General features: G+C 40.8%; 16 protein-coding genes. 7 read left to right on the top strand and 9 right to left on the bottom strand.

Features of this window, described 5'->3' with window-relative positions:
* Positions 1-178 precede the first annotated feature (178 nt).
* The 3 genes from QE417_RS09310 (at position 179) to QE417_RS09300 (ending at position 2,220) form a co-directional block, all read left to right on the top strand.
* Complete coding sequence (locus tag QE417_RS09310) at positions 179-619, top strand: MarR family winged helix-turn-helix transcriptional regulator (protein WP_376717522.1); 441 nt, start codon at positions 179-181, stop codon at positions 617-619.
* A gap of 110 nt (positions 620-729) precedes the next feature.
* Complete coding sequence (locus tag QE417_RS09305) at positions 730-1,254, top strand: FKBP-type peptidyl-prolyl cis-trans isomerase (RefSeq protein ID WP_311949486.1); 525 nt, start codon at positions 730-732, stop codon at positions 1,252-1,254.
* Between the two features lie 9 nt (positions 1,255-1,263).
* A complete protein-coding gene (locus tag QE417_RS09300) occupies positions 1,264-2,220 on the top strand; it encodes an FKBP-type peptidyl-prolyl cis-trans isomerase (protein ID WP_311949485.1) in 957 nt (318 codons plus the stop codon).
* Between the two features lie 2 nt (positions 2,221-2,222).
* Here QE417_RS09300 and QE417_RS09295 read toward each other — a convergent pair whose 3' ends face one another.
* From QE417_RS09295 to QE417_RS09270, 6 genes are all read right to left on the bottom strand, one after another.
* Positions 2,223-3,530: a cryptochrome/photolyase family protein gene (locus QE417_RS09295; protein WP_311949484.1), complete on the bottom strand. Its 1,308-nt coding sequence runs from the start codon at positions 3,528-3,530 to the stop codon at positions 2,223-2,225.
* Positions 3,523-4,431 carry a TIGR01777 family oxidoreductase gene (locus QE417_RS09290; protein WP_311949483.1) on the bottom strand — a complete coding sequence of 303 codons (909 nt, stop codon included), beginning with the start codon at positions 4,429-4,431 and terminating at the stop codon, positions 3,523-3,525. The genes QE417_RS09295 and QE417_RS09290 overlap by 8 nt, the downstream gene beginning before the upstream one ends.
* A 10-nt stretch (positions 4,432-4,441) precedes the next feature.
* Positions 4,442-5,338 (bottom strand): NAD(P)H-binding protein, encoded by an 897-nt coding sequence (locus tag QE417_RS09285; protein ID WP_311949482.1) that lies wholly within the window; start codon positions 5,336-5,338, stop codon positions 4,442-4,444.
* A gap of 116 nt (positions 5,339-5,454) precedes the next feature.
* A complete protein-coding gene (locus QE417_RS09280; protein ID WP_311949481.1) occupies positions 5,455-6,780 on the bottom strand; it encodes an ABC1 kinase family protein in 1,326 nt (441 codons plus the stop codon).
* Between the two features lie 13 nt (positions 6,781-6,793).
* Complete coding sequence (locus tag QE417_RS09275; RefSeq protein ID WP_311949480.1) at positions 6,794-7,447, bottom strand: HAD family hydrolase; 654 nt, start codon at positions 7,445-7,447, stop codon at positions 6,794-6,796.
* A gap of 106 nt (positions 7,448-7,553) precedes the next feature.
* Entirely contained in the window at positions 7,554-8,207 is a 654-nt protein-coding gene (locus QE417_RS09270; protein WP_311949478.1) for a TetR family transcriptional regulator C-terminal domain-containing protein, read from the bottom strand.
* 188 nt (positions 8,208-8,395) lie between these two features.
* Here QE417_RS09270 and QE417_RS09265 point away from each other — a divergent pair, with 188 nt between their 5' ends.
* The 3 genes from QE417_RS09265 (at position 8,396) to QE417_RS09255 (ending at position 12,116) form a co-directional block, all read left to right on the top strand.
* Positions 8,396-9,679: a DASH family cryptochrome gene (locus QE417_RS09265; protein ID WP_311949477.1), complete on the top strand. Its 1,284-nt coding sequence runs from the start codon at positions 8,396-8,398 to the stop codon at positions 9,677-9,679.
* Positions 9,680-9,948: 269 nt separating this feature from the next.
* Positions 9,949-11,484, top strand: coding sequence for a cryptochrome/photolyase family protein (locus QE417_RS09260; protein ID WP_311949476.1), 1,536 nt, complete (start codon positions 9,949-9,951; stop codon positions 11,482-11,484).
* Between the two features lie 134 nt (positions 11,485-11,618).
* On the top strand, positions 11,619-12,116 hold the full coding sequence (locus QE417_RS09255; RefSeq protein WP_311949475.1) for a cytidine deaminase: 498 nt from the start codon (positions 11,619-11,621) through the stop codon (positions 12,114-12,116).
* A gap of 73 nt (positions 12,117-12,189) precedes the next feature.
* Here QE417_RS09255 and QE417_RS09250 read toward each other — a convergent pair whose 3' ends face one another.
* The 3 genes from QE417_RS09250 to QE417_RS09240 form a co-directional block, all read right to left on the bottom strand.
* Positions 12,190-12,615: a nuclear transport factor 2 family protein gene (locus QE417_RS09250; RefSeq protein WP_311949474.1), complete on the bottom strand. Its 426-nt coding sequence runs from the start codon at positions 12,613-12,615 to the stop codon at positions 12,190-12,192.
* 471 nt (positions 12,616-13,086) lie between these two features.
* Positions 13,087-13,512 (bottom strand): nuclear transport factor 2 family protein, encoded by a 426-nt coding sequence (locus tag QE417_RS09245; RefSeq protein ID WP_311949473.1) that lies wholly within the window; start codon positions 13,510-13,512, stop codon positions 13,087-13,089.
* 461 nt (positions 13,513-13,973) lie between these two features.
* The gene (locus QE417_RS09240; protein ID WP_311949472.1) at positions 13,974-14,399 is read right to left on the bottom strand and encodes a nuclear transport factor 2 family protein; all 426 of its coding nucleotides are present in this window, start codon (positions 14,397-14,399) and stop codon (positions 13,974-13,976) included.
* Positions 14,400-14,566: 167 nt separating this feature from the next.
* Between QE417_RS09240 and QE417_RS09235 the strand changes: the two genes are divergently transcribed.
* The gene (locus QE417_RS09235) at positions 14,567-15,079 is read left to right on the top strand and encodes a YdeI/OmpD-associated family protein (RefSeq protein WP_311949471.1); all 513 of its coding nucleotides are present in this window, start codon (positions 14,567-14,569) and stop codon (positions 15,077-15,079) included.
* Positions 15,080-15,154 lie beyond the last annotated feature (75 nt).

The raw sequence follows: 15,154 nt of genomic DNA, 5'->3' as shown, positions 1-15,154 counted from the left end.
ATGAACCAGTAGTGCAGATTCAGGATTACAAATTATGTAATCTCAGGATTTACCAAGATGTATTTGAGTTGGTTTTTTTAATATGATATAAGCAATATCACATCCAAAACAGTCAATTCACTTTTATTTGGCTCACATACATTTTTAATTACCTTTGATTTGCATACTTGCTGTAGCTGTGAAACATCATCACCACGAAACCATTGATTACCTGTTAAAAATTGTTTGGCAAAATATGGCCAACCGCTACAACCAATTAGTGGCCGATTTTGGTATTACTCAATCTATAGGTTATGTGCTAATTAATATTGATGAGAAGGAAGGCACTACGGTATCGCAGCTGGCAGCTTTACTGGGTATTAAATCAACCAGCTTATCGCGTATGCTGAGCCAGCTCGAAAAAATGGACCTTATATACCGCCAGTCTAACGAGGGGGATAAGCGTTCGGTTAAAATATATCTTACCGAGCAGGGTAAGCAAAAAAGGCAAATGTCGCGCGCAATAGTAAAGCAGTTTAATGCTTATTTAAACGATCATATTACCGATAAGGAGAAACAATACCTTACCAATGCGCTTAAAAAAATAAATCAGCTCACGTTAGATTATAATCCCGAATAATACGTTTTACACTCGTAAATACATATTATGCTCACCCCAAAATGTTAAAAATTGTTAACCTGCCGTTTTTGTGCTTTAAAAAGGTAAATTTGCCGATTAGTAAGTGGGGCATGAACAGGTTATTACTTTTATTTTGTTTTGCTATACTTTTTACGGGATTATTTACTGCCTGTAACAAAGTTGATGATCCGGCCGTAATTAATACAGACCAGGTAGCCATTGACAGCAACCTGATCAACAATTACCTGGTACGAAACAACTTAAAAGGAAAAGCCAAAAGGGTTGAGAATATTTTAGGCCGCCCCGATACTATAGGTGTTTGGTATATAATTGAAAAACCCGGAACCAGCGAGCCGCTTTACAGCTTATCAAGCTCGGTTACGGTGGGGTATACCGGTAAATTATTAACTACTGGTAAGGTATTTAGCCAAACAGGTGATATTCACCCATCCTTTGTTTTGGGAGAGGTTATACGAGGTTGGAGGATAGGGCTGCCAAAGGTAGGTGAAGGTGGTGTTATCAGGCTATTTATATCATCCGCCTATGGATATGGCCCTTATGCGCAACCGGTGGTTGGTTTGCCGGCCAATGCCGTGCTCGATTTTACTATTGAAGTGTTTGACGTAACGAACTGATTTTTATAAATGAAACAAATTTATTCAGCGTTTATTTTACTGGCTGTTGTGGCTTTAAGTGCTTGCCGTAAAGATGGAAACGATATTGACATTAAAACTTACGACCAGCAACAGATTGATGCTTATATAAAAGCAAACAGTTTAACCGGCATGAAGCGTGATGTAAGCGATGGCGATACTACCGGTATTTATTATGAAATACTTGCTCAAGGTAAAGGCGACGCAATTTCAGATCCAACACGTGTTGCATTTGTATATAGTATACGTTCGTTAGATGGCAAGTATAGCATTACTGATACTATTACCAGCCGTAGTTATAATTATGCAGGAGCATTATCTCCTAAAGGTTTAGCTTTGGCTTTTAAAAATATTATTAAAACTAAAGGTACACGTGCGCGTATTATTATTCCTTCGCGTTTAGCTTACGGGCAAAGTGGGTCGGGTACTGGCAGCGGCCGTTTACCAGGTAATACCAGTTTAGAGTATTATATTAACGTAATGGACGATTATGTTGACCCTGCTACTAAATTACTAACCCGTCAAAATGCTTATGATGAATTATCTATTCGTAAATATGCAGCTGCCAATGGTATTGATTTGAGCACATACAATCACAATACCGTGTCGGGTTTATTTTGGAAACAAACCCAGGCCGATACTGGTAAAGTAGTTGTTACTGATAACTCAACTGTATATGTACAATATACAGGTAGTTTGCTTAATGGCACTCAGTTTGATATTTCTTCAAATGCTGATCCAGCAGGGGTTCCTCTTGATGTGGAAGGTATTACTCCGGGCTTTGCAGAGGGTATTAAGAAAATAAAGGCAGGAGGTAAGCTTTCTATGTTAATACCTTCAAATATAGCTTATGGCTATGCCGGGAGTACCAGTAATGGAGTTGTTATTATACCTCCTTTTAGTTGTATAAGATTTGAGGTGAATTTAATAAGTGTGGTAAATAATTAGAATTATTTAGCTACCGCTTTTTTATAAACTTCTAAAGCCCGTTCTTTACCGGCTTTATTATTAATAATGGGTTCAGGATATTGGTTAGTACCATACTCCGGAACCCATTTTTTTATATATACCATTTTCGGATCGAATTTTTCCTTTTGAGCCTCGGGGTTAAATATTCTAAAGTAGGGCATAACATCGGTACCTGAGCCAGCTACCCATTGCCAGCTGCCTATATTGGTTGATGCCTCATAATCTAAAAGTTTTTGCGCAAAGTAATGTTCACCCCAGCGCCAGTCGATCAGCAAATGTTTTATTAAAAAGCTGGCTGTTACCATACGCACCCTGTTGTGCATAAAGCCGGTGGCATTTAATTCGCGCATGCCGGCATCAACCAGCGGGTAGCCGGTTTTACCCTCGCACCAAGCTTCAAACTCTTTTTCGTTATTCCGCCATTCAATACGATCGTAAGCGGGGCGGTAGGCACTGTGTTCAGTTTCCGGAAAGAAATCAAACGACATGGAATAAAATTCCCTCCATATCAGCTCTCCCAACCAGGTATGCTCGTGTTTAAAGGCTTCTTTGGTTACCTCGCGTATGCTGAGTGTTCCAAAGCGGAGGTGTAAACCAATATGAGATGTGCCTTTTTTACCCGGAATATCGCGGTCGCGGGCATAATCATCTATCACACTTTTGTATTCTGTATCGGGTATAGGTATGCTGCTTTCTTCAAAACCCATACTTTTTAAAGATGGTATTGTAAGCACCTGTGTTTTGAGCAGGTTTTTAAAATACTTTTCGGTTGGATAGGCTTTGAGGTAAAAATCAGTTATGGTGCTCATCCAGCGCCTTTTGTAAGGGGTAAAAACGGTGTAGGGCTTTTTATCGTCTTTAACTACTTCTTCGCGCTCAAATATTACGTGGTCTTTAAAAGTTTTAAAAGTGATACCTATTTCGTGGAATATGTCGCCAAGTTCACCGTCGCGCCTTTTTGCGTAAGGCTCATAATCGCGGTTAGTATAAACAGCTTCAACTTCGTATTCCTTTAAAACCTCTTTCCAGGCATCCTCCGGCTTGTTGTATTTTACCAGGAGCGAGCTTTTGTGTTTTTGAAGTTCCTGATCAAGTTGGGCAATGGTATTATAGATAAACGTTACACGCGCATCGTTCTTATCTTCCAGTTTGTCGAGTATAACGCGGTCAAAAATAAAGAGGCAAAGTACCGGGTTGGGGCCTTTAAGGGCGTGATACAAACCAGCATTATCATGTAAGCGCAAATCGCGACGGAACCAAAAAACGGTAACTGGAGAATTTTTATCCATAAATATCTTTTAAAGCATCGGAAACGTGTACAAATTTAAAATGATAACCCGCTTTTTCTATTTTTTGTGATGATGTACATGTACTGCCCAATACCAGGGTTGATAACTCGCCAAACAACAGTTTAATAACAAAAGCCGGAACATTGGGCACCCATAAAGGTCGGCGTAACTGCTTAGCCACTGCCTGGGTGAGTTGGGCATTAGTTACCGGGTTTGGGGCAGCCATATTATAAGTATCGGGTGTAAGAGAGCCTTCCACTACCTGCACATACATATTTACAGCATCATGCAAGTGTATCCATGATACGTATTGCTTGCCACTACCCAGCGGCGAACCTACGCCAAATTTTACGGGCAAAGCCAATTGAGGTAATGCACCTTCTTTTTTAGTGAGCACAACCCCGGTACGGAACTTTGTGATCGATAAACCGAGTTCAAGGCCTTTATCAACGGCTTTTTCCCATTCCATGCAGCAGGTGCCTAAAAAGTCGTGCAAAGGTGTTTTGTCCTCTGTCATTAATTCATCGCCACGGTCGCTGTAATAACCAATACCCGATGCCGATACCACATGTTTTACAGTATGGTTAGCGTTGGCTTTAAGGGCTGTATAAATAAGCCCGATTGATTTGGTACGGCTGTCGATAATTTCCTGTTTACGCTTTTCGGTCCAGCGTTTATCGGCAATGCCTGCACCGGCCAAATGTACAACGGTGTCTACGCCATTTATACATTGTTCGTCAATTATACCTTTATTTACATCCCATAAAAAGGTTTTTACCCCATTGGTTTTACCCGCACTACGGCTCAGGTGACTAACCTCGTAACCCTTATTTAATAAGATCTGTGTTAGCTCGCTGCCAATAAGACCGGTACCGCCGGTAATTAAAACATGTTTTGCCATCAGGTAATTATTAAGCCCGGCTTACAGGCATAGTTTCGAGCAAGGCTTCGCGCAGCTTTTTAAGCTTAAGGGGTATAATGCTTTGAATGGCATCATCGCGCGATACCAAGTCATATTTTAAGTTTTCGACTAAAGTTTTGGCGTGTGAAAAACTTATAGGCGTTAAGTAATTAAGCCAGTATGACGACAGCGCGGCCGATACTTGAGGCATAGTCATGATGCTCACTTTGCGCCCGCGGCAAACCTCGCTGTGCAACAACAGCATTTGTTTAAAAGTGAGTATTTCGGGGCCACTAATATGAAACTCGCTGTTAAAAGTATCCTGGTTTAACAAACAACCCGTTAAGTACTCCACAACATTACATGTGGCTATAGGTTGCTCTTGCGCCTTAGCCCATTTTTGTGCAATAAGTATAGGCGATTTTTTGGTAAGGCCTTCCATGAGTTCGATAGCTATGCTGCCTTCGCCAATGATCATGGTCGATTTTAAAATGGTAACAGCAGCATCGGCAGTACGCAAAATATCTTCAACATGCAGGCGGGATAGCCCGGCTTCGGTTAAATGATCATCGATTTCGCTTAACGATATGATTTGCTTGCAATGGGTTTGGTTAACAGCATTAACAAAGTTTTCGGCCGAAAGCGCCTCCAGCCCTGCAAAGCCCGATGTTTGTGGCAAAGCATTTACGAGGTAATAGGCTGCCTGTATATCAACAGGTAAAGCTTCCATACTGCGGTTGCGCAGTAAATCGCCGGTAATAATGGAAACCTGGGCGGCAAATTGACTTTGTTTTTCAAATAAGACTTTGTCTCGTACCAAACACACAACCTCATGGCCTTGTGCCAGTAGAGCAGGTATTAACCGTGCACCTATATAACCATTAGCGCCTGTGAGCAGTACTTTCATCAATGTATAGCAACAACGAAATATTAATGGAGTTTTAAAATTATGGGTTTATATTAAAAGTGTTGTGAGTATATATTAGCAATCATTTAAAAAAGCAGATAAGTAGGATTGCAAAATTAATGTTCTAATACGATGTGCGGTTTGTAAGTGTCGGTGTTTACCTGTGCCCCAAGCTCGTGGAGTATGTTGTACAAGCCAAAGTTGGTACGGTTAACGTATATAAAATGTTTAACGCCGCGCGCCTGTTTAAATTCGGGCATGCGCGATAGTTGTTCGCCAAAGCCATATAATTCATCAAAAAAGGCAGTGTGTCCAAAATCAAAAGTGCTGCTCATGTAGGGTTTGGCAAACAGGCTTATCATTTGATGGTAGGTGCTGTAAAAAAACTCAACCTGCTGAGGGCTGTCATTAGGCAATATCATTTCCAGTTTGCGGAAGGCTTTAATAGTTTCTTCCTTGTTATCAAGCATATTGGTAGAAGTAAGCGAGAAGAACGGGTAATAAAAATCTTCGGGCATTTCTTTAATGCAGCCAAAATCAATAATACCTAAGTTGCCATCTGGAGTGATCATGAAGTTGCCCGGATGTGGGTCGGCATGTACGGCGCGAAGTTCATGTTGCTGGAAATTGTAGAAATTCCATAGTGCCTGCCCCAATTGATTACGCAGTTCCTGGGATGGATTGGTTTGCAAAAACTCTTTTAAATGCTGCCCTTCGATCCAGCTCATGGTAATGATGCGTTTGCTCGATAGTTCGGGGTAATACGTTGGGAAAACTATGTTTTCGAGATTCGCACAAGCGTTAGAAAATTCTATAGAACGGCGTACTTCCAGCTCATAATCGGTTTCTTCCAGCAGGCGTTCTTCCACCTCGCGCATGTATATGTCCAGCTCCTTTTCGCTCATGCCCAACAGCCTGAATGCAAACGGTTTTACCAGTTTAAGGTCTGATGATATAGAATCACCAACGCCCGGATATTGTATTTTAACGGCCAGTTTTTGCCCGTTCAGTTCAGCCTGATGCACCTGGCCTATAGAGGCTGCATTGTTTGAACGCAGGTTAAACTTATCATATATCTGCTCGGGCGATTTGCCAAAGTGTTTTCTGAAGGTTTGTACAATAAGTGGCCCTGAAAGGGGAGGAGCGTTATATTGCGACTGTGAGAATTTATCAACGTAGGCTTTCGGGAGGATATTTTTATCCATGCTCAACATTTGGGCAACCTTGAGTGCGCTGCCCTTAAGCTCGCTTAACGATTCGTATATGTCGGCTGCATTATCCTCATTGAGTTCTGTTTTGTCGAGGCTTGGGTTAAACAGCTTTTTTGAATAATGCTTTATGTAATTACCCCCAACTTTAAACCCTGTTTTTACAAACCTGGCCGATCGCTCAACTTTGCTTGTAGGTATACTGTTTTGCTCCCTCGCTTTTTCCTCGCTCATAGTAGTAATTTTGTTATTCAAATAAAGCCTTAACATCATGTTCGGTGAGCTCGGTATAATCGGTAATTACCTGGCTAACCGGCTGCAGCTCATCGCTGGTATGGCTGGTAGTTATGCCCACCACCTTCATGCCGGCGGCATTGCCGGCCTTTACGCCCGAAAGTGAATCCTCAAAAACCACGCAGTTTTCGGGACTTACACCTAAATCTTTGGCGGCTTTTAAAAAAATATCAGGGTTAGGTTTTGATTTGCTGACCCGCAACCCATCAACCACTACATCAAAAAGATGTTTTACCGGTAGCCTGCTCAATACAAACTCAATATTAGCTTCGGTAGCCGATGATGCCACGGCCAACTTAAAACCCGCATTTTTCAACGCTGTTAAAAAACGCTCAAGGCCATTAATAGGGGTTACATGCGGTGCGTAAATTTCTTTATAATTGCGGGTTTTATGGGCAAACAGCTGGGTCATTTGCTCCTCGGTATGATCATTGCCAAAAAAATTGCGCATAATTACCATGCCCGGTACTCCGCTAATCTTTTCATTATAAAGCTCGGGTGTTACCCCAACACGGTTATGTTGTTCAAAAAGCTGTTTCCAGGCTTTAAAGTGATATGGGTTATTATCCACCAAAGTGCCGTCCATATCAAAAATAGCAGCGTACATTAACCCCTCCCAACCTCCCCGAGGGGGAGGCTTTTATAAAATATTATTATAAATTAGTTTATTAGAAATCTTAGAACCCTCCCTTTCGGGGAGGGTAGGGTGGGGTTCACAAACCCATCTTCTCTTTAAAACTTCCGTTTTTTACCAAAAATTTACCGTAATCTATCAGGTTATCAATCGGCGAGCGCTGAAACAGATCGAAAGTTACGTTTACGCCCTTTTCAATGGCTTCATCAGTTTTTTCAAATCCGGCCGAGTTGTCGTTCACCCAAAAGTTAAGTACAAAGCCAAACTGCAGCCATAGCCCGTCTTTATATTTTTTGGTGAAAAACTTGCGATCTGTAAGTTCGCCGCTATCAAGACCATCGCGGAGTATCTCATCGGCAAAGGCTTCAAAAATATTTTTCATTGTATTAAGCACCTGTGGCGACGAAAGAGCGCGTTGATGTTTTTTAAGGCTATAAACAGCAAAACTCCGGCTGCCTTTTAGTAACTCAAAAAAGCTGTAAAAAAACGATAAGGCTTTTTCGCGTGCCGAATATTGTGCCCATACTTCCTGGATTTTAATTGCGGTGATGGTTTTATTAGCAAGTTCGGCCCAAATATTTTGCTCAATTGCCTCAAACGATCCAAAAAAACGATAAAATTCTTCCTCACTCATGTCATTGTTTTTGGCAAACAAGTAAACCGACTTTGGTTCGTGCCCTTCGGTTAATACGTAATCAATATAGGCGTTCTGAATGCTTTCGATGGTAGCCATAGTTTTTGGTGTTTATATAAAAGTACGGTATATTTAACCAAATAGTGTCAGCCTTGTTTAAAAACCAAAAATTAGAATATGATTAAGGTTATGCACAAGTGTTGGTAAGGTGTCAAATCTTGTGTGGTGTATCCTATTTATATTAGAAAATTAGCATTTTTGTTTGTTAATTTGGATGCGTTATAAGAATGAGCGAAAGAACAATACTGGTTTGGTTTAGAAATGATTTACGGGTGCACGACAACGAGATTCTGCTCGAAGCCACCCGTAAAGCAGATAAAATTTTACCGGTTTATGTGTTCGACCCTCATTACTTTACGGTTACGCCCGGTGGCGGTTATAAAACCGGTAGCCATCGCGCTAAATTTCTGATCGAAAGTGTTGCTGATTTACGCCAAAATCTGCAAAAATTGGCTGGTGACTTACTCATAGCGCACGGTAACCCGGCCGAAGTTATACCACAACTTGCCGCACAATACGAAATTAACGAGGTTTATCACCACCGCGAGGTAGCCTTGGAAGAAACCAATATATCTGAAGAAGTAGAAGCTGCTTTATGGAAAATGAAGCTTAATCTCAAGCACTTCATCGGTCATACGCTTTATCATAAAGAAGATCTTCCTTTCCCTATCAAGGATATTCCGGATAGCTTTAATACGTTTAAAAAGAAGGTGGAGCGTGATAGTAATGTGCGCCCAAGCCTGTCTGCACCCCAAGAAATTATTATTCCAACCATAACCGATGCCGGCGAAATTCCAACGCTTGAGCAATTAGGCTTGCCTCAACCGGTAATTGATACCCGTGCCAGTTATACCTTTAAAGGTGGCGAAACGGCTGCCTGGCAACAACTGGAGAAATTTTTTGCTAATTACCACCTTACCCATAGCGGTAAAAACAGTCGTAACAGTGCCGCATCTAAGCTGTCGCCCTGGTTGGCGTTGGGGTGTGTGTCGCCCAGGCAAGTATATTGGGAGGTAGTTAAGCATGAACACGAAATAGGCAACCACCCTATGATGCTGGAGTTGTTGTGGCGCGATTACTTCAGGTTTATGTTTAAAAAGCATAGCCGCCAGTTTTTTGATCCCGAAGGTTTCAAAGGTTCGGCACCTGAACTTGCTGATAACCAAGAAGAACTGTTTGAACAATGGAAAAACGGTACTACAGGTGTTCCATTTGTTGACGCCAGTATGCACGAACTCAATGCCACCGGCTTTATTGCCAATGCTAACCGCCAGGCAGTAGCTACATATTTGGTTAAAGACCTTAAAGGTGATTGGACCCGCGGCGCACAATGGTTTGAAGAAAAGCTGATAGATTATTCTCCGGCCAGCAACTGGGGCAACTGGGCCTACATTGCCGGTGTGGGTAACGATCCGCGCGAAAACCGTTATTTTAGTCCTAAAAGCCCGACCGAGCTCGACCCCAAAGGCGAATATGCTAAGCTTTGGCTGGCCGAAGAAAACGTGGCTTAGCTTGCCTGTTGCTCTTCGGTTTTTTATTCTGAAAACCTCGGAATTACCCCGTTTCCCCTCGGTGTTTAATATAGTTTTTTATGAAACCTGTTGAACACATGTAACGCCTGAAACGCAGTTGAACACCTTGTAACTGACCCGATGCTGTCAGTACCTTAATTTTCAAAAATCAAATTTCAAATGTACAAAGTTCAGCGTAATGCATAGCTTTTACAACCTGATGAACTACGTAGCATCAAACCACATGATGTTGCAAACGTTAATGCTGCATGGCCAAAACCCTCCGTTTAATTCTGGGCGATCAACTCAATAGTAAGCATAGCTGGTATAAGCAGGTTGATAATGATGTGATTTACATAATGCTCGAGGTAATGCAGGAGCAGCAATATGTAAAACACCATATACAAAAGATACTTGCTTTTTTTGCTGCCATGCGCAATTTTGCCCACCAGCTCACGCAAAAAGGCCATGAGGTAATTTACATTAAGCTTAATGATAAAGCCAATCAGCAAGACTTTGCCCAAAACATTAAGCACATCATCACCAAGGGAAAAATTAAGCGGTTTGAATACCAACTGCCCGATGAATACCGGCTGGATGAACAGTTAAAGCAGCTTTGCAATGAACTGGATATTGAAACCGCCACTGCCAATACCGAACACTTTTTAACCGAACGTTTTGACGTACGCGATTTTTTTGGCGATAAAAAGGGTTATCGTATGGAAAACTTTTACCGCCACATGCGTCAAAAGCTACACATATTGATGCAGGGTGATGAACCGCTGGATAACCGGTGGAACTTTGATGCCGATAACCGTAAAAAGTATGATGGCAAAGTGCTATTACAAGATGCCCTGGTATTTGATCATGATGTTGCCGAACTAAAGCAAATGATTGATGAGATGCAGGTACCCTATTTCGGTAATATTGATGAAAAGCGTTTGGAGTGGCCGCTATCGCGCGAAGAAGCGCTTAAAGCATTAAAATACTTTTGCGAAAGCCTCTTGCTTCACTTTGGTACCTATGAGGATGCCATGCTGCAAAGCCATACCAGTTTATTTCACTCGCGTATGTCGTTCATTATGAATGTTAAAATGCTGTCGCCTGCCGAGGTGGTTGGAACGGTGTTGAGGTACTACGAAAAGCATAAAACTGAAATTGCTTTGGCCCAGGTAGAAGGTTATGTAAGGCAAATTATTGGCTGGCGCGAATTTATGCGCGGCGTTTACTGGGCACAAATGCCCGGGTATGAACAAAAAAACTTTTTTGAACATCAAACACACATACCCCATTGGTTTTGGGATGCCAATACTAAAATGAATTGCCTCAGTAAGTGTATAGGCCAATCGCTCGATCATGCCTGGGCGCACCATATACAACGCTTAATGGTTATAGGCAACTTTGGGCTGCTGGCCGGTATTCATCCCGATGATATGGATGCCTGGTATTTAGGTGTTTACATTGATGCCATACAATGGGTTGAAATTACCAATACCCGCGGTATGAGCCAGTTTGCCGATGGGGGCATCATAGCCTCAAAACCTTACGTGGCATCGGCGGCATACATTAACAAAATGAGCGATTATTGCAAAAACTGCCATTACGATTATAAAAAGAAACACGGTGACCGTGCCTGCCCTTACAACAGCCTGTACTGGAACTTTTTTGACCGAAATGCCAATAAATTGCAAAAGAACCCGCGAATAGGAATGGCTTATGTTACACTTAATAAAATGAAACCTGATGAAAGAGAAAAAATTATGCAGCAGGCAGAGGTTTATTTAAATGATATGAACAATTTATAAGCCCCTCTGAATTGCACATAATAAGTATGCTACTACAAACGTGATTTTTAGAGATAGTATAAGTAATAAAATATTTTCTTTTCCCGCAAACTATGCTTACATTGTTACCCCGCGTTTGTTAGCGGTGTATAAAAATGATTAGTCACGAAATAAAAATAGCTTTTGAAGAGTATCACACCTTTGAAGAGCTAAACGATACAGATAAAGCTTTGTGCCTTGAGGCCGAAAAAGCACTTGCCGGGTCGCACTCGCCGTATTCAAATTTTAGTGTAGGGGCAGCATTGCGCTTAAAAAGCGGGCGCATTATTTATGGCAGCAACCAGGAAAATGCGGCTTACCCGTCGGGCTTGTGTGCCGAGCGGGTTGCCTTGTTTACCTGGGGTGCCAATTTTGCTAACGACCCTATTGAAGCGATGGCGGTTACCGCCCATACCGATAAGTTTACGATCAATAAACCTATTACACCCTGCGGTTCATGCTTACAGGTACTGGCCGAATACGAAAAGAAACAGGCTGCATCCATACGCACCCTGTTATATTGCCGCAACGGCGCCGTATGGGCCACCCAGGGCGCCGATAGCTTTTTGCCCTTCATGTTTTTTGAAGACCGGCTGGCCGCAGTACCGGTATAAAAACACAAAAGCCGCTCTCGCAGCGGCTTTTGTGTTTTTAACTAAAACTATTATCTGACAAAAATTTATCTTTTTATTTAAAAACTGAATACACATTGGTGATTTTCCAGCCTTCGCCAGTGTTGGCAATGGTTACGTAGTTGGTACGGGTAAAGGTGCCGTAGTTCATATCAACTTTTACAATGCTCATATCATCATTGCTTTCCACCTCGGTAACTGTGGTTTTACAATTTTGCTGAACGTTTTTGTTTTCGCCGGCAAATTTCATCATATCGGCTTTACTAAAGCTCAATACTTGTTTACCGCGCAGTATGTTGAATTTTGCGCTGTGGTCTACTACATCACTTAAGCCGGCAATTTGGCCTAAGGTCATGGTGTTTACATAGGTGTTAACCGCAAATGATTTGGTTAATTTTGCAATAACAGGTTCGTCGGCTTTAACAATGTTTGCTGTTACTAATAAGGCTAAGCCTAATACAAGTGATTTTAAGGTTTTCATATCGTTTAAGATTTAAGTGTAAGTATTAATGTTTTGTTTTATATCTATAAGACACCCTCATTACCTCAAACGTTACACAAATTTCATCAAATTTGAATATTTAACATCTCGTTAACATTTAGGTACTTAAGTGCCATATATGCTTAATATTAAGCCTTGAAAATAGGAATATTGCAATGCATAGTACTGTAATTATACATGATTGCGAATTACTTGGTTTTTGGCAAGAAAATTTTTTCCGATTTTTTTTGAAATTGGAAACTTAATTCAAGGGATTTGCAGCAAGGTTTCAAAAAGCGATTGCCATTAAAATGAAATTGGTCGTCGTTAGCAAAAATTAAAAGCTTGCGAATACTTTATTATACAACTTATTCCTAAATCGTATTTTTCACCGTAATTACTAAATAACAAAAGCCGCTCAAAAAGCGGCTTTTGTGTTAGCTAAAACTATTATTATGAAGTAATCAGGTATTATTTAAATACTGAGTATACGTTGGTAATTTTCCAGCCATCACCGGTGTTGGCAATAGTTACATAGTTGGTGCGAGTGAAAGTGCCATAGTTCATTTCTACTTTAACAATGCTCATATCGTCGTTGCCTTCAACTTCGGTTACCGAAGTTTTACAATCCTGGCGCACATTTTTGTTTTCTTTCGAAAACTTGATCATATCACCTTTAGTGAAGCTCACTACCTGTTTGCCACGCAGGATGTTGAATTTGGCATTATTGTCTACCACATTGTTCAAATCGGCGTTTTGGCCTAAGGTGGTGCTGTTCACATAAGCGTCGATAGCGAACGATTTTGTTAGTTTAGCTACGGCAGGTTCGTCGGCTTTAACTATGTTGGCTGATACTAATAAAGCTACGCCTAATACTATTGATTTTAAGGTTTTCATATCGTTGAAGATTTAAGTGTTAAGTATTTATGTTTTTGTTTTATATCTATAAGACACCCTCATTGCTCCAAACGTTACACGAATTTCATCAAATTTGAATAATTAACAACTTGCTAAAATTTAGATATTTGAATGGTGTTTATACGAAATTTTAAGTTCTATAAATAACAATATTGCAATGCATAGTACTGGATTATACATAACTAAGATTAGCTTGTTAAATTGGAAGGAGTTTTTTCCAAATTTTTAATTTGAAATATATTTCGAAAAAGAATTGGAATAGCCTTTCAAAAATGCTTTGCAAAAGGTATTCATCATTTACAGAATAATAAAAAGCTTGTGCATGCTTAGGTCAAAGCACCTATTGCTCAATCGACTCTCCAACCCTTATCATAAACAACAAAAGCCGCTTAAAAGCGGCTTTTGTCTTAACTAAAACTATTTTATGAAGTAATCAGGTATTATTTAAATACTGAGTATACGTTGGTAATTTTCCAGCCATCACCTGTGTTGGCAATAGTTACATAGTTGGTGCGAGTGAAAGTGCCGTAGTTCATATCAACTTTTACAATGCTCATATCGTCATTGCTTTCAACTTCGGTTACAGAAGTTTTACAATCCTGGCGCACATTTTTGTTTTCTTTCGAAAACTTGATCATATCACCTTTAGTGAAGCTCACCACCTGTTTGCCACGTAGGATGTTGAATTTGGCATTATTGTCTACCACATTGTTCAAATCGGCGTTTTGGCCTAAGGTGGTGCTGTTCACATAAGCGTCGATAGCAAAAGATTTTGTTAATTTAGCTACGGCAGGTTCGTCGGCTTTAACTATGTTGGCTGATACTAATAAAGCTACGCCTAATACTATTGATTTTAAGGTTTTCATATCGTTGAAGATTAAATGTTAATGTTTTTGTTTTATATCCATAAGACACAAGCTTGGCAGCAAACGTTACAGTATTTTTTATTATAATTGAATATTTAACAAGTCGTTAACATTTTCGGCTATCAGTACGCTTAGTTTATTGTTTATACCCTTATTTGCTTAGTAATATGGTAACGTATAATGCCATCATCTTAAAATTTGCCGATCAGGGCGAAAAAACCGGGTGGACTTATGTTGACGTTCCGGCCGATGTTGCCCAGCAATTAAAGCCCGGCAATAAAAAATCGTTCCGGGTTAGGGGTACTTTAGATAGTTTCCCTATTGCAGGTGTGGCGCTCATGCCCATGGGCGAGGGTAATTTTATCCTGACCTTAAATGCCGATATGCGCAAAGGGGTACGCAAAAGCAAAGGAGCCATGTTGCAGGTTAGTTTAGAAGAAGATGTTGATTTTAAACTAATAGTGCCCGATGATTTGCACGACTGCCTGGCCGATGACCCGGATGGGTTGGATTATTTTAACAGCTTGCTCGAATCGCACCGCCGGTATTTTGTAAACTGGCTAAACAGCGCAAAAACCGAGCCTACCCGAATAAAGCGCATGGCCATGATATGCCACGCCATGGCCAACCGTATGGATTACGGGCAAATGATAAGGGCGGGTAGAGATCGCACTTTTTAATGCCTTTCTTTTTACATATAATTTATATACAATACCCGCTTGCATTAAGCAACTGTCTTTCAATTGCGTACTTAG

Source organism: Mucilaginibacter terrae (assembly GCF_031951985.1).
GTDB classification, from domain to species: domain Bacteria; phylum Bacteroidota; class Bacteroidia; order Sphingobacteriales; family Sphingobacteriaceae; genus Mucilaginibacter; species Mucilaginibacter terrae_A.
Note: the sequence above shows the minus strand (reverse complement) of the source record. Positions and strands in the feature narration are given on the sequence as shown.

Bases quoted from the DNA above. Each gene is read 5' to 3' on its own strand.
- QE417_RS09305 (WP_311949486.1), top strand. From the start codon at position 730: ATGAACAGGTTATTACTTTTATTTTGTTTTGCTATACTTTTTACGGGA.
- QE417_RS09300 (WP_311949485.1), top strand. From the start codon at position 1,264: ATGAAACAAATTTATTCAGCGTTTATTTTACTGGCTGTTGTGGCTTTA.
- QE417_RS09295 (WP_311949484.1), bottom strand. From the start codon at position 3,530: ATGGATAAAAATTCTCCAGTTACCGTTTTTTGGTTCCGTCGCGATTTG.
- QE417_RS09290 (WP_311949483.1), bottom strand. From the start codon at position 4,431: ATGGCAAAACATGTTTTAATTACCGGCGGTACCGGTCTTATTGGCAGC.
- QE417_RS09285 (WP_311949482.1), bottom strand. From the start codon at position 5,338: ATGAAAGTACTGCTCACAGGCGCTAATGGTTATATAGGTGCACGGTTA.
- QE417_RS09280 (WP_311949481.1), bottom strand. From the start codon at position 6,780: ATGAGCGAGGAAAAAGCGAGGGAGCAAAACAGTATACCTACAAGCAAA.
- QE417_RS09275 (WP_311949480.1), bottom strand. From the start codon at position 7,447: ATGTACGCTGCTATTTTTGATATGGACGGCACTTTGGTGGATAATAAC.
- QE417_RS09270 (WP_311949478.1), bottom strand. From the start codon at position 8,207: ATGGCTACCATCGAAAGCATTCAGAACGCCTATATTGATTACGTATTA.
- QE417_RS09265 (WP_311949477.1), top strand. From the start codon at position 8,396: ATGAGCGAAAGAACAATACTGGTTTGGTTTAGAAATGATTTACGGGTG.
- QE417_RS09260 (WP_311949476.1), top strand. From the start codon at position 9,949: ATGGCCAAAACCCTCCGTTTAATTCTGGGCGATCAACTCAATAGTAAG.
- QE417_RS09255 (WP_311949475.1), top strand. From the start codon at position 11,619: ATGATTAGTCACGAAATAAAAATAGCTTTTGAAGAGTATCACACCTTT.
- QE417_RS09250 (WP_311949474.1), bottom strand. From the start codon at position 12,615: ATGAAAACCTTAAAATCACTTGTATTAGGCTTAGCCTTATTAGTAACA.
- QE417_RS09245 (WP_311949473.1), bottom strand. From the start codon at position 13,512: ATGAAAACCTTAAAATCAATAGTATTAGGCGTAGCTTTATTAGTATCA.
- QE417_RS09240 (WP_311949472.1), bottom strand. From the start codon at position 14,399: ATGAAAACCTTAAAATCAATAGTATTAGGCGTAGCTTTATTAGTATCA.
- QE417_RS09235 (WP_311949471.1), top strand. From the start codon at position 14,567: ATGGTAACGTATAATGCCATCATCTTAAAATTTGCCGATCAGGGCGAA.